This is a genomic window from Frigidibacter albus (assembly GCF_009908165.1).
Lineage (GTDB): Bacteria > Pseudomonadota > Alphaproteobacteria > Rhodobacterales > Rhodobacteraceae > Frigidibacter > Frigidibacter albus.
This window is the reverse complement of sequence record NZ_JAAAUC010000002.1, coordinates 76,657-94,593: the sequence shown is the minus strand read 5'-3', so window position 1 is coordinate 94,593 and position 17,937 is coordinate 76,657. Positions and strand designations below refer to the sequence as shown.

The window sequence follows — 17,937 nt, the reverse complement described above, 5'->3', positions numbered from 1 at the left end:
CCCACCTGACCACAGTGCCCTGTCCGTGCTGCGGGCCCGCAATACAAGGGACATGTTTCCCGCAGACCCCGGCCGATTTCTGCGCAGACCCTCGTTTTAGCTTGACCGTCCCGCCCCCGCGACGTCACAACTGACCCAGTTTTCTGCAGTTGCGAACGAGTGATCCAAGCGCGTTGTCGCCGCCACCGGAAGCAGCCTTCCGCCGCCGACAGGTGACGCGGGACGGGTTTGCGACCGGGACAGATGAGGAAAGACCGCCCATGCCCCCTCTCGTCCTTCTGTGGGACAACTTCGGCCCGCTTCACCTCGACCGCATCGCCGCGGTTGCGCGGCGGCTTGGGGACCGTCACCATGTCATCGGTGTCGAGCTTTGCGGCCAAAGCGACACCTATGACTGGGACCGCTCCGAAGGCGGCGATTTCGAGCGGATCCTGGTCTACCCTGATGCACAGCTCGACCGGCTCTCGGCGTGGAAGATCCTGCGCGGGGTGCTAGGGGCCATGCGCGGCCGCGGCCGGGGGACGGTATTCCTCTGCCACTGGAACGAACCGGGCATTGCCCTCGCGGCCCTGATACTGCGCCTGCGCGGGCACCGCGTCTTGACCATGTCCTGCACCAAGTTCGACGACCGTCCGCGCAATCTTTTCAAGGAGATGTGCAAGCGGCTGTTCTTCGTGCCCTACCAGGGCGGCCTTGCCTCGGGGGAGCGGTCCATCGCCTATCTGCGTCAGATGATGCCGCGGGGGTCGCTCGCGGGCGAATACAACACCGTCTCGTTGGACAGGGTGCGGGCAGAGGCAGGCTATGGTCCCTTTGCCGAGGCGACGGTCGAGGAAGGGGTGCCCCATTCCGCGCGGGATTTCTTGTGTGTCGCCCGACTGGTCCCGAAGAAGAACCTTCCGATGCTGCTCGACGCCTACGCGCTTTACTGTGCCGCCGAACCCGAGCCGCGCCGGTTGCGGCTCTGCGGATCTGGTCCCGACGAAGCAGCCCTGCGTGCGCAGGCGCAGGCCTTGGGCATCAGCGGGCATGTGGTGTTCGAAGGCTTCGTGCAAAGCGACGCGGTCGCCGCGCGCCTTGCGGGCGCGCTGGCGCTGATCCTGCCCTCAATCGAGGAACAGTTCGGCAATGTGGTGCCCGAGGCACAGGCCTTTGGCCTGCCGGTCCTGCTGTCCACCGTGGCAGGGGCGCGCGACAAGCTGCTGCGCAACGGTGTGAACGGCTTTCTTGTCGAACCCGACAACCCCGAGGGACTGGCGTGGTTCCTGACCCTTCTGCACCGTGACGAGGCACTTTGGCAGCGGATGCGCTCCGCTGCGTTCCGTCTCGCGCCTCTGGGGGATGCGGCTTCCTTTGCCGAAGGTGTCGAATCCCTGATCACGGCCGGATCGTCAGCACGGAGCATTAAATGAGAATCCTGCACCTTCTCGCCTCGGTCGATCCGGCTGACGGTGGGCCCGTCGAATACGCGCGGATCGTCGCCGCGGAACATGCGAAGGCGGGGCATGAAAGCGTGTTCGTGACCCTTGACGCTCCCGATGCGGCCTGCGTGCGTGATTTTCCGTTCACCGTTCATGGCACTGGCCCGGTCGCAGGGTTCTTGAAATCCACTCCGCGCTTTGCCAAAACCGTGGCGCAACTGGCTCCCCAAAGCGATGCGGCAGTGGTTCATGGGCTCTGGACCCATGCATCCATCGGCGCGCATGACGCCATGAAGACGGCAAACCTGCCTTGGGTGATCTTTTCCCATGGCATGCTCGACCCCTATTTCCGCAGCGCCAAGCCGGTCAAGCACTGGGTGAAGCAGGTCTACTGGCTGCTATGGCAAGGACGGATGCTGTCTGACGCGGCTGCAGTCATGTTCACCTGCACCGAGGAACAGCGGCTGGCGCAGGGCGCCTTTGCCGGTCATCAGAACTACCCGGCCCGTGTGGTGGCTTTTTGTGCCGCCGATCAGCGCCTTGATCCAGAGTCGGTGGCTGCCGCACGCTCCAGCCTCGTGACGGCGCTGCCCATGGTTGCCGAACGGCCCTACTGGCTGTTCTTGAGCCGTATCCATCCCAAGAAAGCGGTCGACACGCTGATCTCGGCCTACGCGCGGCTGGCACAGCGTCCCGATTGCCCCGATCTGGTCATTGCAGGCCCCGACAGTGTCGGCTGGCAGGCCACGCTCGAGCGCCTGGCAGAAACCGAAGGGGTGGCGCGGCGCGTGCATTTTCCCGGCATGGTGCGCGGCGCCACCAAGTCTGCCGCCTTCGCCGGGGCCGAGGCCTTCGTCCTGCCCTCTCATCAGGAGAACTTCGGCCTGGTCGTGGCCGAGGCGCTTTCGGTGGGCACGCCCGTACTGGTTTCCGACAAGGTCAATATCTGGCCAGAGGTCGTGCAGGCCGGCGCGGGTATGGCCGAACCAGATACGCTTGATGGCACCGAACGGCTGTTGCGGCGCTTCCTCGACCTGTCTGCTGACGAGCGCAGCGCGATGAAAGCGCAAGCGCGGCCCTGTTATGATGTGAACTTCTCGGCCCACGCCGCGGCAGGCGATCTGCTTGCGGTGCTGCAGGAGGTGTCGCAGGCAAAAGCTCGTCGATGACCCTGCCCACATCCTCACCGAACACGGCAGCGCGTCGGCAGCTTCGACGCGCGGGCTTTACCCCAGCGGGTTGTACTCGCGCCGCTTGACCGCCTGCGCCGGATTGCCCGCGTAAACCGTCCACGGCTGCAAACGCCCGAACACCACGGCCCGCGCGCCGATCACGCAGCCCTCGGGCACCGTCACACCGGGCCCGATGAACGCCTCGGACGCGATCCAGACATTCGCCCCGATCTCGATGGGCCGCACTTGCAGCGGGTTCGAGGCCAGCGTGAAGTCATGGGTGCCCCCACACAGCACCGCGCGCTGCGACACGATGCTGTTCTCGCCGATGGTGATCGGCGCCATGTTGTAGCAGATGACACCGTCCGCCATCACCGAATGCGGCAGCATCCGCAGGTTGGGCGGATACCAGATCTTCGCCCCCCGCCGCACCACGACGCTGTCCGCGATCTGCGCGCCAAAGGCCCGCAGCAGCGCCCGCCGCCAGGCATTCATCGGCGGGGGCGTCCACGAGGCCAGCACCAGCCACACGACGCCCCAGACCGCCCTCAGCGCCTTGTGCCTGATCGAGAAATTCGCGTTCCAGCGGGCATCGAGGATGGCCTGCCCGCGCGCGGCTTCACCGGGCGCCTGCGCCTCGGCCGGAGAATCGGTTCGCTGCATGCGCCTTCAGGACCTGTCTGAGTGATTGCTGCCCCAAGGGTATTGCGCATGGCGGCATATTCCAAGCGCTAAGCACGGGCGCGAGGGCCCCGCAGCGCGGGATCCTCCGGCAGATCACAGCCTGCCCGCCAGCGATTACAGCACCGCCCCGGATCTGGCGGCGGCCCAGGACTCAACTGCGGCGATCTGACTGTCGGACAGCGCCCTGTCATAGAGCGCGATGGCCGAGACCCGCGCCGGCGTGAACCATGCAGCGGCGTTGCGCGCGCCCAGATGCAGCGCATAGCTGCCAAGCGCCCCTGTACCCAGTTCCACCGCGCTGGTCGTCCAGGCCCCGCCGCGCAACCGAAACTGCACGGTGTCGGCAGAGACCTGCATCCGCCCCGTGACCACTTCGGGATTGGTGGTCGGGGTCACGGCCATGACCGCCCGCGACCCGCCCGGCGCACCCGAGCCGCGTCCGCGAAACTGCCAGAACTTCGTGTCCCCATTCGACACCAGGAAGGCGAAGGATCCGGTATTCGTGTCGGAAATCGCCGAGAACTCCAGAGGTACGCCAAGAAAGGGCAGCCCTGTCAGCCGCAGACCCATCACCGCCGTGACCGCATCACTCCCCCAGCCAAGACCGGGCACTGCCATGCTGTCATCGACGCCATCGAAGCTCAGGTAATGGCGGTTCTCGACTCCCGCCTCCGTCACATCCTCGCCCGTCACGACCTTCTGATAGGCGCCGAACCCGCCGCGCTCGATTTGCCATCTGTCGGCATTGAGGCTGACGTTGTCAGGACTCGAACTGTAGGATGAAAGATACAAGACGACAGCATAGGCATTGTCCCCACGGACAAATCGCGCGCGCAGCCGGTATTTCCCCGGAGTCGCCGAATAGGGCGTGAAGCTGACGTCAGCTATCGCCCCCGTTGTGCTGAAGGCCCCCGTGGCGCAGTCGAACAGCACCCGCCCCCCGTTGCTCCCCTCCTGGATCAGAACCCCGGTCGGAACCGACCCGGCCCAGACATCGACCGAGACATGGTAGGACTCGCCCAAAGCGATGCCTGGCACGGCTTGGCGAACGAAGCGCAGCTGCGAGCCAGTGCCGGGAATGGCCGTGATTAGCGAGCCAGAGGCCGTGACCTGGCCCCTGTTCCACGAGGACGCCCCCATGTCCTCGGAATGGGTCAACAGGTTGCGCCGTCCCGTGACCGGCTCTCGCCCGAAGACGGGACGCGCTGCGGTGACCGTCTGCACCATGTGCCGGCCGCTGCCGCTCTTGTCCGCCATCGCGGCCACGCTCTGCCCGGCTGCGGTCACAGGGACGGTCCGTGCCACATCCTGAAACAGCGTGCTCAGGTCGGACGGGTCATAGCAGGCCACCAGCCCGGCCAGTTGCGCGGGCGTGAAGGGGCGGCGCGGCCGCGCCGCCAGCGTCGTCAGGCCAAGGTTGCATCCCCACATGGCCTACACCAGCGCCAGGCCGTGAATGCCCGTCGCCGTAGTGCCCGTGGCCAGCACCCGGCGCACCCCCACCGGCAGGATAGCGCCATCCAGCAGCGTCACCGTGCGGGTCTGCCCGGCCTGCGAGACAAAGCGCACCGCGCCCCTGCCTTCGACATAAAGCGCGACCGCCACCACCGGCAGATCGGCCCCATCCGACGGCGTGACCGGGATCAGGTCGGTGGCGGGGCCGTTCAGCGACGGGGCGCGGGTCTTGAAGGGATCGGACATGATGGGTTCCTTCTGCGCGTAGGGCGCGGCTGTGCTCAAGAGGTTGGCTCCCTCTCTAGCCGCGGCTGCTGAAGATGCCCTTGCCGGGGCGCGCGCTGCCCATCCGCCCCGCGCAACACGAAAACGCCCGGCCACATCGGGCCGGGCGTCGGTCGCAAAGCCGGAAAGCTGCGATCAGTCGGCGCCGAACAGGTCGCGCGTGTAGACCTTGTCGGCCACATCGGCCAGTTCCGGCGCCGCCCGGTTGGCCACGATCACATCCGCCTCGGCCTTGAAGGCGTCCAGGTCCCGGATCACCCGCGAGTTGAAGAAATCCTCCGCCTCCAGCGCCGGTTCATAGACGATGACCTCGATGCCCTTGGCCTTGACCCGCTTCATGATCCCCTGGATCGAGCTTTGGCGGAAGTTGTCCGACCCCGCCTTCATCACCAGCCGGTAGATGCCGACCACGCGCGGTTTGCGCGCCACGATCTGGTCGGCGATGAAATCCTTGCGGGTGCGGTTCGCCTCGACGATGGCGCCGATGATCACCTGCGGCACCTCGTCGTAATTGGCCAGCAGCTGCTTGGTATCCTTGGGCAGGCAATAGCCGCCATAGCCGAAGGAGGGGTTGTTGTAATGGCTGCCGATCCGCGGATCGAGGCTGACCCCATCGATGATCTGCCGCGCATCAAGGCCCCGCGCGACCGAATAGGTGTCCAGCTCGTTGAAGAACGCGACCCGCATGGCCAGGAAGGTGTTGGCGAACAGCTTCACCGCCTCGGCCTCGGACGGATCGGTGAACAGCACCGGCACGTCCTTGTCCAGCGCGCCTTCCAGCAGCAGCGCGGCAAAGCGCTCCGCCCGCTCCGACCGCTCGCCCACCACGATCCGCGACGGATGAAGATTGTCGTGCAAGGCCTTGCCTTCACGCAGGAATTCCGGGCTGAAGATCAGGTTCTTGGTGCCCATCGCCAAGGATGCCGACTGGGTATACCCCACCGGAATCGTGGACTTGATCACCATCACCGCATCGGGTGCGACCTCCATCACCTTGCGCACCACCGCCTCGACAGAACTGGTGTCGAAGCGGTTGGTCGCCACGTCATAGTTGGTGGGCGTCGAGATGATGACGAAATCCGCGCCGCCATAGGCGTCGGCCGGATCGGTGGTGGCGCGGAAGTTCAGATCCCCCCGCGCCAGAAACGCCTCGCAATCCGCATCGACAATGGGCGAGCGGCCGGAATTCACCAGCGCCACCTTGTCCGGCACCACATCCAGCGCCACGACCTCGTTGTGCTGCGCCAGCAGCAGCCCGTTGGACAGGCCGACATAGCCGAGGCCCGCGATGGCAATCTTCATGATCCGATCCTTCGTCCGTTGATGCGGCCCGCCCGGGTCGGCATCACCCCTTGGCCCCCTGCCCGCGCGCATAGACATCGTCATAGCGCACGATATCGTCCTCGCCCAGATAGGTCCCGGTCTGCACCTCGATCAGCACCATCGGCACCTTGCCGGGGTTCTCCATCCGGTGCACGCCGCCAAGCGGGATATAGACCGACTGGTTTTCCGTCACCAGCTGTACGCTCTCGTCGATGGTCACCTTCGCGGTGCCCTCGACCACGATCCAGTGCTCGGACCGGTGGAAGTGGCTCTGCAGGCTCAGCGCCGCGCCCGGATGCACCACGATCCGCTTCACCTGGAAGCGGTTGCCAAGCGCCAGCGTCTCGAACCAGCCCCAGGGCCGGTGGTCGCGGGGGAAGGCCTCGGCCTGCTTGGCGCCCTTCTTCTTCAGCGCCGCCACTGCCGCCTTCACATCCTGCGCCCGGCTCATGTCGGCGACCAGCACCGCATCGGGCGTGGCGATGGCGAAGATGTTCTTCAGCCCGATGCCGACGACCTCCAGCCCCTCGGATTCCGACCGCAGCAGCACGTCCTCGCAGTCGATCGCCGTCACCGGCCCGCTGCTGCCGACGCCGCCCGCCGCCTGCGCACCCTCGCGCCAGACCGCATCCCAGCCGCCCAGGTCGGACCAGGCGCCGGTGAACGGCACCACGGCCAGGTTCTCGGCCTTCTCCATCACCGCGTAATCCAGCGAGATATCCTCGGCCCCGCCCCAAGCGGCCGGATCAAGGCGCAGGAAGCCCAGATCGGGCTTCGCCGCCGCCACCGCCGCCTCGACCGGCGCCAGCAGCGCCGGGGCATGGCTGCGGAAGGCCGCGATCATGTCTTTCGCCGCGAACAGGAAGATCCCCGCGTTCCACAGGAAGTTGCCCGCAGCCACCATCTCGGCCGCGCGCGCCGCATCCGGCTTTTCCACGAACCGGGTCAGCGGCACCGCAGCCCCATCGCCTTCCGGGGTTCCGGAAAGTTCAAGATAGCCATAACCGGTCTCGGCATGGCCCGGCGTGATGCCGAAGGTCACCATCTTGCCCTGCGCCACCGCCACAAGGCCCGCCGTCACCGCGCTGCGGAACAGCGCCGCATCGGGGATCACGTGGTCCGAGGGTGCCACCAGGATGATCGCCTCGGGATCGGCCGCCGCCAGATGCAGCGCCGCCGCCAGCACCGCCGGCGCGGTGTTGCGCGCCTCGGGCTCGATCAGGATCGCGCCGGGATCGATTCCTGCCTCGGCCAGCTGCTCGGTCACGATGAAGCGGAAATCCGATCCCGTCACCACCACCGGCGCCGCGAATCCCGGCCCCGACAGCCGCCGCGCCGAGGCCGCAAACAGCGTCTCCTCGCCGACCAGCTTCACGAACTGCTTGGGAAAACTCTTGCGGGACAACGGCCAGAGCCGCGTTCCCGAACCGCCACACAACAGCACCGGAGTAATCGACATGACAATCCGCCTTGTGAAATCCGCGCAGCGCGCGTCTGCATCGGGTGCAGACTAAAGTTTCTGCAGGTGCAAACAAGCCCTATCCCACCCGGCCGGCCTCCGCGGGGAAGCACTGTGGCAAAGATCAGCCAATTTGCCATCACCAAAGCACCGCGATGCCTGCGATGCCTGCGATGCCTGCGATGCCTGCGATGCCTGCGATGCCTGCGATGCCTGCGATGCCGCACCAGCCCCGCCTGCGCGAGAATCGGCAAGCTGCTATCGGCCAAGGCCTGGTCGCAACCAAAGCGGCGGCGCTACGTCCGGTCGACCAGGGCGATGTTGCGGATGACGCGGCAGGGATTGCCCGCCGCAAGGACGCCGGCCGGGACGTCGCGTGTGACCACACTGCCGGCGCCGATCACCGTGCCCGCGCCGATGGTCACGCCGGGCAGGATCAGCGCGCCGGCGCCGACCCAGACATCGGCACTGATGCTGACGGGCTGGCCGTATTCCTGCTTGCGCCGCAGGGCCGCATCCAGCGGGTGCATCGGCGTCAGGATCTGCACCCCCGGCCCGAACTGCGAATAGTCGCCAATGACGACCTTGCAGACATCCAGAACCACGCAATTGAAGTTGAAGAACACCCGCTCACCAAGCTCGATGTTGCTGCCATAGTCGCAGTGGAAGGGCGGCTGCATCCAGACCGACTCGCCACCCTTGCCAAAAATCTCCCGGCACAGCTGCCGGCGCAGCCCGGTCTCGCCCTCGCGCGAGGCGTTGAGCGCCTGGCAGAGGTGGCGCACCCGGCCCCGTGCCAACACCAGAGCCGGGTCGAACGAGTCGTACATCTCGCCCGCCAGCATCTTTTCCTGTTCGCTCTGCGCCACGGCGTCTCTCCCCTCCACCAAGGCGAGGGCAGCGCGAAGCCGCCCCACCCGCGTCACCCAAGCCGGTAGTTCGGGCTTTCCCGCGTGATCTGGACATCGTGCACATGGCTTTCCTTCAGCCCGGCACCGGTGATCTTAACGAAGCTGCAGCCGCCGCGCATCTCCTCGACGGTGCGGCAGCCGGTATAGCCCATCGCGGCGCGCAGGCCCCCGACCATCTGGTGGACCACGGCGGACACGGAGCCCTTGTAGGGCACCTGCCCCTCGATCCCCTCGGGCACCAGCTTGTCGCTGGCGGCATCCTTCTGGAAATAGCGGTCGGCCGATCCGCGCGCCATCGCGCCCAGGCTGCCCATGCCGCGATAGGATTTGAAGGACCGCCCCTGATACAGGATCACCTCGCCCGGGCTCTCATCGGTGCCCGCGATCAGCGAGCCGACCATCGCGCAAGAGGCGCCTGCCGCAATCGCCTTGGCGAAATCGCCCGAGAACTTGATGCCGCCATCGGCGATGATCGGGTAATTGCCCGCCGCCCCCGCCGCATCCATGATCGCGGTCAGCTGCGGCACGCCGACGCCCGCCACGATCCGCGTGGTGCAGATGCTGCCCGGGCCGATGCCGACCTTGACCGCATCCGCCCCGGCATCGATCAGCGCCCGCGTCGCCTCGGCGGTGGCGACGTTGCCGGCAATCACCTGCACATGGTTGGAAAACGCCTTGATCCGCGCCACCGCCCGCGCCACGCCCTCGGAATGGCCATGCGCGGTGTCGATCACCACGATATCCACGCCCGCGTCGATCAGCGCCTGGCTGCGCTCGTATCCCGCATCCCCGACCGTGGTCGCGGCGGCAACGCGCAGGCGGCCAAGGTCGTCCTTGCAGGCATGGGGGTTCAGCACGGCCTTCTCGGTGTCCTTCAGCGTCAAGAGGCCGGTCAGCTTGCCGCGGCCGTCGGTCACCAGCAGCTTCTCGATCCGCCGCGCCTTCATCAGGCTCTTCGCCTCGTCCAGCTGCACCGGCTCGGTCACCATCGCCAGGTTGTCCGAGGTCATCACCACGCTGACCGGCGTGCGGTCATCAGAGGCAAAGCGCATGTCGCGGTTGGTGACGATGCCGACGACATGGCCCCGCGCGTCCACCACCGGAAAGCCGGTGACGTTGTAGCGTTCCTGCAGGGCCTTGGCATCGGCGACGGTCTGGCCCGCGGTCAGGGTGATCGGGTTGTAGACCACGCCGCTCTCGAACCGCTTGACCCGCCGCACCTCGCGCGCCTGCTCTTCCACGCCAAGGTTGCGGTGGATCACGCCGATCCCCCCCGCCTGGGCCATGGCAATCGCCATGCGCGCCTCGGTCACCGTGTCCATCGCCGAGGACAGCAGCGGAATGTTCATGCGGATGGCCTGGGTCACGAAGGTCGAGGTATCGGCATCGGAGGGCAGCACCGAAGATGCAGCCGGAACCAGCAGAACGTCGTCGAAGGTGAGCGCCTCTCGAATCTCCATGGGAACCTCGTTCGGGGAGTTTTCGTTGGCGCTTCCCTGTTTCACGGTGTCGGGGGGATGGCAAGCCCTTATCGGGCAAATGGCGTGCTCTGCCTACGCAATCAGAGGGCAGCGCCCGTCCGCCGGGTGGGCGAGCAACAGGGGTTCTAGGCGCTTTATGGTTCAATATACCCCACCGAATTTCTAGGGGCTGACGTCACAAAGCGCCCGCCCGGGGGGGCGGACGGGCGCTGCCCGGCGGCGCCAAGGCGCCTTGATTCCGGGCGAGGAAGAAAGCGTTCACCCCCTCACGCCACCGCCGCATTGGTCTTCACCGCCAGCTGCCCCGCGGCCCACATCTTCATCACCCGGAACGCGATCGGCGGGATCACCAGCGTCGTCGCCACCAGCGCCAGCCCCCCCGGCAGCAGCCAGCCCGGCTCATCCACCGCCAGCGCCAGCCACAGCCCCGCGGCCGAGGCGAGCGGGAAGGTGAAGGCCGACCACAGCGGCGTGAACCCCGCCGCCGTCAGCCAGCGCCCTGCCGCCAGCAGCGCCAGCAAGATCCCCGCCGCGACGAATGCGAATACCGCCGCAACCAGATCCCATCCCAGCCCCAGCGCCACCGCCCCCAGAAATCCCGCCGGTGCCAGATGGATTGCCAGCAGCGGCCGCAGCGGCGCCGGCACCCGCGCCTTCGCGAATTGCGCGGCGCTGAGGCCCCAGACCGCAACCGCCGCCACCAGCGCCAGCCAGAACAGCCCCTGCGCCAGCCCCGGCATCCCCAAGGCGACCGCCGCCAGCGCCGCCACGACAAAGCCGGTGAACTGCAGATGCCAGACCGGCGTCACCTGCCGCTGCTCGGGCGGCCCGCCCGCCATGACCCGCAGCAACACCGCGAGCATCGCCCCATGCGCGACCAGCGCAAGCAGCAGCACCGGCCGCGCCTGCTCCGGCGCATAGGGCGCCAGCACCAGCGCAAAGCCGTAAAGGCACAGCACCGCCGCCGCCAGACCCGACCGCCCCGGCAGCACCCGCAGATCCTCGGCCACCACCCCCGGCCGCCGCGCGATCTTGGCACCGTAGGCCAGCAGCGCCAGCAGCCACAGCAGCGTCACCGCCCCCAGCAGCGCCTCCCCCAGTCCCGCCGGCACGCCGAACACCGGCCCCGCCGCGCGCCAGGCAAGCCCAAGCCCCAGCAGCCCCAGGATCGGCGGAAACACCGCCGGCGGCGTGCGGCGCCACAATCCGGGCGGGGTCGGGGTCGGGGCTTTGAAGGCCATGCCTGCTCTCCATCAGATGCGGCCCGTCACGGCCCGCCTTGCCTTGCATCTACGCCCGGCTTCGGGAAATCTCACCCCCGAAATGCATCCCGGGCGGCGGGGTGCGACACTGGGGACCCTGCGATGAGCGGACATGGCTATGAAACCGGGCGGCTGAACCTGCCCTTCGTCGGCATCGCCACCTTCGGCAAGCGGCCCTATGTCGCTGACTGGGACCGGATCGAGGCCGATGTCGCGGTCATGGGCGCGCCCTTCGACTTCGGCACCCAGTTCCGCGCCGGCGCCCGCTTTGGCCCTCGGGCGGTGCGCGAGGCCAGCACCCTCTTCAGCTTTGGCCATGCCGGCGCCTATGACCATGAGGATGACGCGACCTATCTGGGAGGCGACGTGCGCATCGTCGATATCGGCGATGCCGACATCGTCCATACCGATACCGAAACCAGCCATGCCAATATCGAGGCCGGGGTGCGGGCGATGCTGGCCGCAGGCGCGCTGCCGGTGGTGATCGGCGGCGATCATTCCATCAACATCCCCTGCATCCGGGCGTTCGAGGGTCAGGGCCCCATCCACATCCTGCAGATCGACGCGCATCTCGATTTCGTCGATATCCGCCACGGCGTCGTGCATGGCCATGGCAACCCGATGCGCCGCGCCGCCGAGCGCCCCCATGTCACCGGCATCACCGCGCTTGGCATCCGCAACGTGAGTTCCACCGCCAAGGACGGCTACGACGCCGCCCGCGCCATGGGCGGCGATTTCCTGTCGGTGCGGCAGGTGCGCAAGCTGGGGACCGATGCCGTTCTGGCCCGCATCCCAAAGGGCGCGCGGCTCTACGTGACCATCGACATCGATGGCTTCTGCCCCTCGATCGCGCCCGGCACCGGCACCCCCAGCCATGGCGGGTTCCTGTATTACGAGGTGCTGGAGATCCTGCAGGCCGCCGCCGAGGCGCATGACATCGTGGGGATCGACCTGGTCGAGGTCGCGCCGGACTACGACCATAGCGGATCGACCGCGATCCTCGCCGCGCAGGTGCTGCTGAACTTCCTGGGGTTCATCTTCCACGCCCGCCAGCAAAGGGGCTGACCTTGCCTTCCGGCGCGATCAGGTGACTTGCCAGTGGCAAGTCACCCGCGTCGGTTGCCCGGAGGCGCAAGCCGCAGGGCAAGGGGGGTGAAGCTTGGTCCGAAGGGTTCCAAATTCTGAGGTGTCCGCCCCGGTGGGCACGTATGTGCCCGCCACGGGGGGGCGGGCACATCAGAATTTCGTCGACGGCCGAAATTCTGGAAGGCAACCGTCCCGCCCATGCGCCGAAACCTGCTTGTCGCGGCGCCCGAACCCTGCCCCCACCCTTGCCCGCAACCCCCATCCCGCGCATCATGCGCCCAAAGGCCCCAGCAAGCGCGCCGCTCATGAGGATTGCAGCCATGACCCGCCTCCCCACCCTCCCGCTTCTCGCCCTCCCCCTTCTGGCCGCCTGCTCGCAGGATCCCGGCTTCGTCGGCGTTCCCGGCATCCGCGAGGCCGAGGCGCAGGACGTCGCCGCCTGCAGCTATGTCAGCAACATCTCGATGACCCCCGGCGTCTATGGCCCGCTGCTGGCGGAACAGGGCCTCCGCTATGCCCGCAACAAGATCAAGGAAGACGCCATCGCCGCCGGCGCCAATACCGTGGTCTTCGAGAAGGTCACCCCCGGCACCGATGTCTACCAGATCCGGGCCACCGCCTATCGCTGCTGACCAGCGCGGCTCGACAGGCGGCGCACGGCTGAGCGGGCGGCAGAAGGGGGGCCGTCTGCCCCCCTCTTGGCCGTGCCGGCCAATTCACCCCCCGAGGATATTTGGAAAAGGCAAAGCCGGGCGGGCGGGATGGTCAGCACCCCTTACCCACTTGCTGCATGGCGGCATTGCGGATCTGTCAGTTGTTGGCGCGCCCCCCCGGGTCTACTTCTTGGCGCAGGGCAGGAGATCCTGACGACATATCCCGGAGGCTTCCATGGCCTATACTGCACATCACGACACGTTCACCCCCACCACCGGCTTCAAGGCATTTCTCGCCCGCATCGGCGCCGCCTTCGCGCGCTACGCCGAACGCCAGTCCCGTTCGGACCAGATCGCCAAGCTGGACGCGTTGAGCGATGCCGAACTGGCAAAGCTCGGCCTGACCCGCGACGGCATCGTGCATCACGTCTTCCGCGACAAGATGTACGTCTGAAGGGTCCGGGAGCAGTTGGCGCGCGAAACACCTCGCGCGCCTTGATGCCCCGATCTCGGCCTTGCGCAGCGCCTGCCTGTGGCGCACGATCCCCTTCCCAGCCCCTGCGTTTGCTGTCATCACCGGCCCAGCCGGGGCGATGCACAGCCGCGGGGCGGATGCGAAGGAGAGACGACATGACAGGATTACACACACATCAGGTCCTGCGCGGGGCCGGACGCGAGACCGCGGATCTTGTCACGCTCGGCTATGCGGATCGCTTCTTGCGCCGCAAACGCCTGACGACCGAGGGCGGCACCAGCTTTCTGGTCGATCTGCCCGAAACCACCAGCCTTCATGAGGGCGACGCCTTCGCCCTGTCCGACGGCACGCTGATCGGCGTGCGCGCCGCGCCCGAGCCGCTGATCGAGGTCACCGGCCCGGACCTGCCGCGCCTTGCCTGGCATATCGGCAACCGCCACACCCCCTGCCAGATCGAACCCGCCCGCCTGCTGATCGCGCAGGACCATGTGCTGGCCGGAATGCTGGCCGGCCTTGGCGCCAGCTTGCAGGAGGTGACAGAGCCGTTCCTGCCCGAGGGCGGCGCCTATGGCCACGGCCGCACGATGGGGCATGACCATGGGTCCGAGGCGGCGCAGGACCACGGCCACGGCCATGAGCCCGGTCACCGCCACGTCCATGTCCATGTCAGCCGCGCGCCGGGGGATGACCCCGACGACGTGCCGCTGGATGTCTGAGGCGGCCCATGGCTGAAGCGGCTCTGGCCCCCGACAGCGCCCTGATGACGCTGGTGCAATGGCTCTCGCCCGCCTTCCCGGTGGGCGGCTATGCCTATTCGCACGGGCTGGAATGGGCGATCTCGGCCGGGCTGGTCGCGGACGCCGCCGGCCTGCAGGGCTGGCTGGCGGATGTGATCGCCCACGGCTCGGGCCGCAGCGACGCGGTGCTGCTGGCGCTGGCGCTGGCCCCCGGCGCCGACCACGCGGCGCTGGCCGCCTATGCGGGCGCGCTGGCCCCTGCGAAAGAACGCCTGACCGAGACGCTGGAACAGGGCCGCGCCTTCACCCTCGCCACCAACGCGCTGCTTTGCGCGGACCACCCCCCCGCGCCGCTGCCGGTCGCGGTGGGGCGCGCCGCCGCGGGGCTTGGCCTGCCGGTGGAGCGGGTGCTGGCGCTGTATCTGCACAGCTTCGCCTCCAGCCTCGTGCAGGGGGCGGTGCGCTTCGTGCCTTTGGGCCAGACCGAGGGCCAGCAGGTGCTGGCGGCGCTGCATCCGGTGATCTCTCGCATCGCCAATTGGGCCGCAACAGCGGGCCTCGACGATCTGGGCAGCGCCGGGTTTGGATCGGACATGGCGGCAATGGCGCATGAGGGGATGGAAGTCCGCATCTTCCGAACTTAATCAATAAGTTGCAAGGCGTTCTTCACAAAGAGGATGAACCATGACAAGCCCCCACGGCCCGCTCCGCATCGGCATCGGCGGCCCGGTCGGCGCCGGCAAGACCACGCTGACCGAACAGCTGTGCCGGGCCTTGCGCGACCGCTTTTCCATCGCCGTCGTCACCAATGACATCTACACCCGCGAGGATGCCGAATACCTGATGCGCGCGCAGGCGCTGCCGATCGAGCGCATCCGCGGGGTCGAGACCGGCGGCTGCCCGCATACCGCGATCCGCGAGGATGCCAGCATCAACCTCGCCGCCATCGCCGACCTGCGCGGCGCCTTCCCCGATCTCGACATCGTGCTGATCGAGAGCGGCGGCGACAATCTGGCGGCGACGTTTTCGCCCGAGCTGGCGGATGTGACGATCTACGTGATCGACACCGCCGCCGGGCAGGACATCCCGCGCAAGAAGGGGCCGGGCGTCACGCGGTCGGACCTGCTTGTGGTCAACAAGATCGACCTCGCGCCGCATGTCGGCGTCGATCCGGTGCTGCTGGAGGCCGACACCCGCGCCGCCCGCGGGCAGCGCCCCTATGTGATGGCGAGCCTCAGGGCCGGGCGCGGCGTGGACGAAATCGTCGCCTTCGTGCTGAAGGAGGGCGGGCTGTAGGCGCCCGCCCCCGCATTCACACCCAATAGGCGTTCGACCAGGCCCGCCGCCCGGCGGCGTCGATCACCGTCACCCGCAGCCAGGGCGAGGCGGCAAAGCGGTCGCGGCGGATGCTGGCGCGGGTCATCGACTGGCCGTTGACCGCGACCGCCGCTGTCGCCTGCCCCTGCACGATCACCGTGACGGCGGCCGAACATTGCACCTCCACCGTCGTCTTGGTGATGTCGATGCCGCGGATCTCGGGGCCTTGGCTGGAATAGAACATCCCCGCCTTCAGCGCCGCCAGCAAAGCCTCCGGCTCATTCGCCTCGGCCTTGACCATCACCCAGCCGCCGAAATGGTCCGGCTCGGTGAAATGCGCGTCATCGGTGGCGATCAGGCTGGGGCGGCGGCCTTCGGACAGCAAGAGATCGGCGATGACGAAGCCGTCGCCGCGATCGGCCCCGGTATGGCAGCCGTGGTTGTAGATCTCGACCGCATGGGCGGCCGTGAGGCTGCGCGCGTCTTCCAGCGTCAGCCCCGACCAATGCGGATGCGCGACGGCGACGAAGGCGCCGGCAGCCGCGGCGCGGGCGGCAATCTCGGGCCCGGTCTCCTGCCCCGGCACGGCGCGGAAATGCGGGGCGTTGCCGGGGGCGAACTCCTCGGGCAGGCCGACGGCGAGGATATGCCACAGATCGCCATTCGCCATCGGCCCGGAATGCAGCTCGGCCCCCAGCAGCGTGGTGAAGCCGGGCGCGCGGAACGGGCGCGTGTCGACGATGGGATAGTCGTAGATGCCGATGAAATGGTCGGTGAGGGCGAGGAAATCATAACCCTCGGCCCGGTAGCGTCGGCAGACCTCCTCGGGGGTCAGCACGCCGTCGGAGCGGTCTGAGTGGGTGTGCAGGTTGCCGCGGTAGAAGCGGCCGGGGGCGGTGAAGACGTCTTGCATCAGGGGCGATCCTTTGAGGCTGGGCCTGCGGGACGCCGGGGGGCCTTCTGCCCCCCGGACCCCCCGAGGATGTTTGGAAAAGGCAAAGGTCTGAAGACGCAGGCTGGCACGAAGGGTCAGGCGGCAGGATCAGGCGACCCGGCGGCCCTGCACCCAGGTTTCGCGCAGCACGGGGGTGGCGCCGGCGCGGGTGAAGCGGATCAGGTCGGCGCGGGCACCCGGGATCAGGCGGCCGCGATCCTCGAGCCCGGCGGCGCGGGCCGGGGCGGCGGTGACGGTGGCGATCCCGCGGGCCATGTCGTCCCAGATGTCGCCGAGCATCAGCGCCGCCGACAGGAGGGCGGCGGGGACGTAGTCGGAGGAGACGATGTCGAGCAGCCCCGCCTCGGCCAGATCGCGGGCGGCGACATTGCCGGAGTGGGAGCCGCCGCGGATCAGGTTCGGCGCCCCCATCATCACCTGGATGCCATAGGCGTGGCAGGCGCGAGCGGCTTCCTCGGTGGTCGGGAACTCCGCCAGACGGATGCCGTAGGAGGCGGAGGTGATCACCTGTTCCTCGGTGGTGTCGTCATGGCTGGCGAGCGTGGCGCCGAGGCGGCGGGCGACCGCGACCGCCGCCGCCTCATGCGCGTCGCCGAAGGTGTCGCGCAAGCCCTTGAGCCGCGCGACATGCTCGGCAAAGCCGGCCTCGGACATGCCATGCTTGCCCATCACATAGCGCGCCAGCTTGCTGACATCGCGGAACTGGCGCTGGCCGGGGGTGTGGTCCATCAGGCTGACGATGCCGACGCGGTCCTCGGGGGTGAACTCATCGAGCTCGGCGATCAGGGTTTCGGAACAGACCTCGGCGCGCAGATGCAGGAAATGGCTGATGCGGAGCGCCCCCTGGCCTCGAAGCTCCAGCAGCTCGCTGGCCAGCCCGCGCGCGTATTTGGCATAGTCGCCGCCCTGCTCGGTGCCCTTGGAGATCGATCCCACGCGCATCGCGTCGAAGACCGTGGTGATGCCGGTGCCGGCGAGTTCCGCGTCATGGGCGATGATCGCGGCGGCATGGGGCCAGTCGACGCCGGGGCGCGGCTGGATATGGCGTTCGAGGTTGTCGGTATGCAGCTCGATCAGGCCCGGGGCCAGAAAGTCACCGCCGCAGTCGATGGCACCGGGGGGGACGGCCGTGCCCGCGCCGATCTCGGCAATCCGCCCGTCCTTGAGGCAGAGGCTGCCGGAATGCGTCCGATCCGGCAGCACGAGGGTGGCATTGGCGAGAATGGTTTCGGTCATGGTCTGGTCCTTGGTCGGTCTGCAC

Annotated in this window: 18 protein-coding genes; 8 read left to right on the top strand and 10 right to left on the bottom strand. The window is 67.9% G+C overall.

From position 1 onward, the window contains the following. The first annotated feature begins 260 nt into the window (after window positions 1–260). Together GVY41_RS02980 and GVY41_RS02975 are read left to right on the top strand one after the other, a co-directional pair. On the top strand, window positions 261–1,412 hold the full coding sequence (locus GVY41_RS02980) for a glycosyltransferase family 4 protein (RefSeq protein WP_161343820.1): 1,152 nt from the start codon (window positions 261–263) through the stop codon (window positions 1,410–1,412). After that, entirely contained in the window at window positions 1,409–2,590 is a 1,182-nt protein-coding gene (locus GVY41_RS02975; protein WP_161343822.1) for a glycosyltransferase, read from the top strand. The genes GVY41_RS02980 and GVY41_RS02975 overlap by 4 nt, the downstream gene beginning before the upstream one ends. A gap of 57 nt (window positions 2,591–2,647) precedes the next feature. Here GVY41_RS02975 and GVY41_RS02970 read toward each other — a convergent pair whose 3' ends face one another. The 8 genes from GVY41_RS02970 to GVY41_RS02935 all read right to left on the bottom strand — a co-directional run bounded on the left by GVY41_RS02970 (window position 2,648) and on the right by GVY41_RS02935 (window position 11,432). Continuing rightward, on the bottom strand, window positions 2,648–3,256 hold the full coding sequence (locus GVY41_RS02970) for an LbetaH domain-containing protein (RefSeq protein ID WP_161343824.1): 609 nt from the start codon (window positions 3,254–3,256) through the stop codon (window positions 2,648–2,650). Window positions 3,257–3,391: 135 nt separating this feature from the next. After that, the gene (locus GVY41_RS02965; protein WP_161343826.1) at window positions 3,392–4,708 is read right to left on the bottom strand and encodes a LamG domain-containing protein; all 1,317 of its coding nucleotides are present in this window, start codon (window positions 4,706–4,708) and stop codon (window positions 3,392–3,394) included. Window positions 4,709–4,711: 3 nt separating this feature from the next. Further along, window positions 4,712–4,978 carry a spike base protein, RCAP_Rcc01079 family gene (locus GVY41_RS02960; protein ID WP_161343828.1) on the bottom strand — a complete coding sequence of 89 codons (267 nt, stop codon included), beginning with the start codon at window positions 4,976–4,978 and terminating at the stop codon, window positions 4,712–4,714. A 174-nt stretch (window positions 4,979–5,152) separates the two neighbouring features. Beyond that, entirely contained in the window at window positions 5,153–6,319 is a 1,167-nt protein-coding gene (locus GVY41_RS02955) for a nucleotide sugar dehydrogenase (RefSeq protein ID WP_161343838.1), read from the bottom strand. A gap of 43 nt (window positions 6,320–6,362) precedes the next feature. Beyond that, a complete protein-coding gene (locus GVY41_RS02950) occupies window positions 6,363–7,799 on the bottom strand; it encodes a mannose-1-phosphate guanylyltransferase/mannose-6-phosphate isomerase (RefSeq protein ID WP_161343840.1) in 1,437 nt (478 codons plus the stop codon). A 296-nt stretch (window positions 7,800–8,095) separates the two neighbouring features. Continuing rightward, window positions 8,096–8,668, bottom strand: a complete 573-nt coding sequence (locus GVY41_RS02945) for a sugar O-acetyltransferase (protein ID WP_229725919.1) — start codon at window positions 8,666–8,668, stop codon at window positions 8,096–8,098. 53 nt (window positions 8,669–8,721) lie between these two features. Beyond that, complete coding sequence (guaB, locus tag GVY41_RS02940) at window positions 8,722–10,170, bottom strand: IMP dehydrogenase (protein WP_161343842.1); 1,449 nt, start codon at window positions 10,168–10,170, stop codon at window positions 8,722–8,724. A gap of 287 nt (window positions 10,171–10,457) precedes the next feature. Then, window positions 10,458–11,432, bottom strand: coding sequence for a TDT family transporter (locus GVY41_RS02935; RefSeq protein WP_161343844.1), 975 nt, complete (start codon window positions 11,430–11,432; stop codon window positions 10,458–10,460). Between the two features lie 123 nt (window positions 11,433–11,555). Between GVY41_RS02935 and speB the strand changes: the two genes are divergently transcribed. The 6 genes from speB (at window position 11,556) to ureG (ending at window position 15,700) form a co-directional block, all read left to right on the top strand. After that, window positions 11,556–12,518: an agmatinase gene (gene speB, locus GVY41_RS02930; protein WP_161343846.1), complete on the top strand. Its 963-nt coding sequence runs from the start codon at window positions 11,556–11,558 to the stop codon at window positions 12,516–12,518. A 341-nt stretch (window positions 12,519–12,859) separates the two neighbouring features. Then, window positions 12,860–13,171 carry a hypothetical protein gene (locus GVY41_RS02925; protein WP_161343848.1) on the top strand — a complete coding sequence of 104 codons (312 nt, stop codon included), beginning with the start codon at window positions 12,860–12,862 and terminating at the stop codon, window positions 13,169–13,171. Window positions 13,172–13,427: 256 nt separating this feature from the next. Beyond that, window positions 13,428–13,646: a DUF1127 domain-containing protein gene (locus GVY41_RS02920; protein ID WP_161343850.1), complete on the top strand. Its 219-nt coding sequence runs from the start codon at window positions 13,428–13,430 to the stop codon at window positions 13,644–13,646. 176 nt (window positions 13,647–13,822) lie between these two features. Then, window positions 13,823–14,383 (top strand): urease accessory protein UreE, encoded by a 561-nt coding sequence (gene ureE, locus GVY41_RS02915; protein WP_161343852.1) that lies wholly within the window; start codon window positions 13,823–13,825, stop codon window positions 14,381–14,383. An 8-nt stretch (window positions 14,384–14,391) separates the two neighbouring features. Continuing rightward, window positions 14,392–15,048 (top strand): urease accessory protein UreF, encoded by a 657-nt coding sequence (locus tag GVY41_RS02910; protein ID WP_161343855.1) that lies wholly within the window; start codon window positions 14,392–14,394, stop codon window positions 15,046–15,048. A gap of 40 nt (window positions 15,049–15,088) precedes the next feature. Next, entirely contained in the window at window positions 15,089–15,700 is a 612-nt protein-coding gene (gene ureG, locus GVY41_RS02905; RefSeq protein ID WP_161343857.1) for an urease accessory protein UreG, read from the top strand. A 16-nt stretch (window positions 15,701–15,716) separates the two neighbouring features. On the opposite strand, the gene GVY41_RS02900 is transcribed toward ureG, so the two are convergent. Both GVY41_RS02900 and GVY41_RS02895 read right to left on the bottom strand, forming a co-directional pair. After that, window positions 15,717–16,634 (bottom strand): CehA/McbA family metallohydrolase, encoded by a 918-nt coding sequence (locus GVY41_RS02900; RefSeq protein WP_161343859.1) that lies wholly within the window; start codon window positions 16,632–16,634, stop codon window positions 15,717–15,719. A 129-nt stretch (window positions 16,635–16,763) separates the two neighbouring features. Next, window positions 16,764–17,912 (bottom strand): alpha-D-ribose 1-methylphosphonate 5-triphosphate diphosphatase, encoded by a 1,149-nt coding sequence (locus tag GVY41_RS02895; protein WP_161343861.1) that lies wholly within the window; start codon window positions 17,910–17,912, stop codon window positions 16,764–16,766. Window positions 17,913–17,937 lie beyond the last annotated feature (25 nt).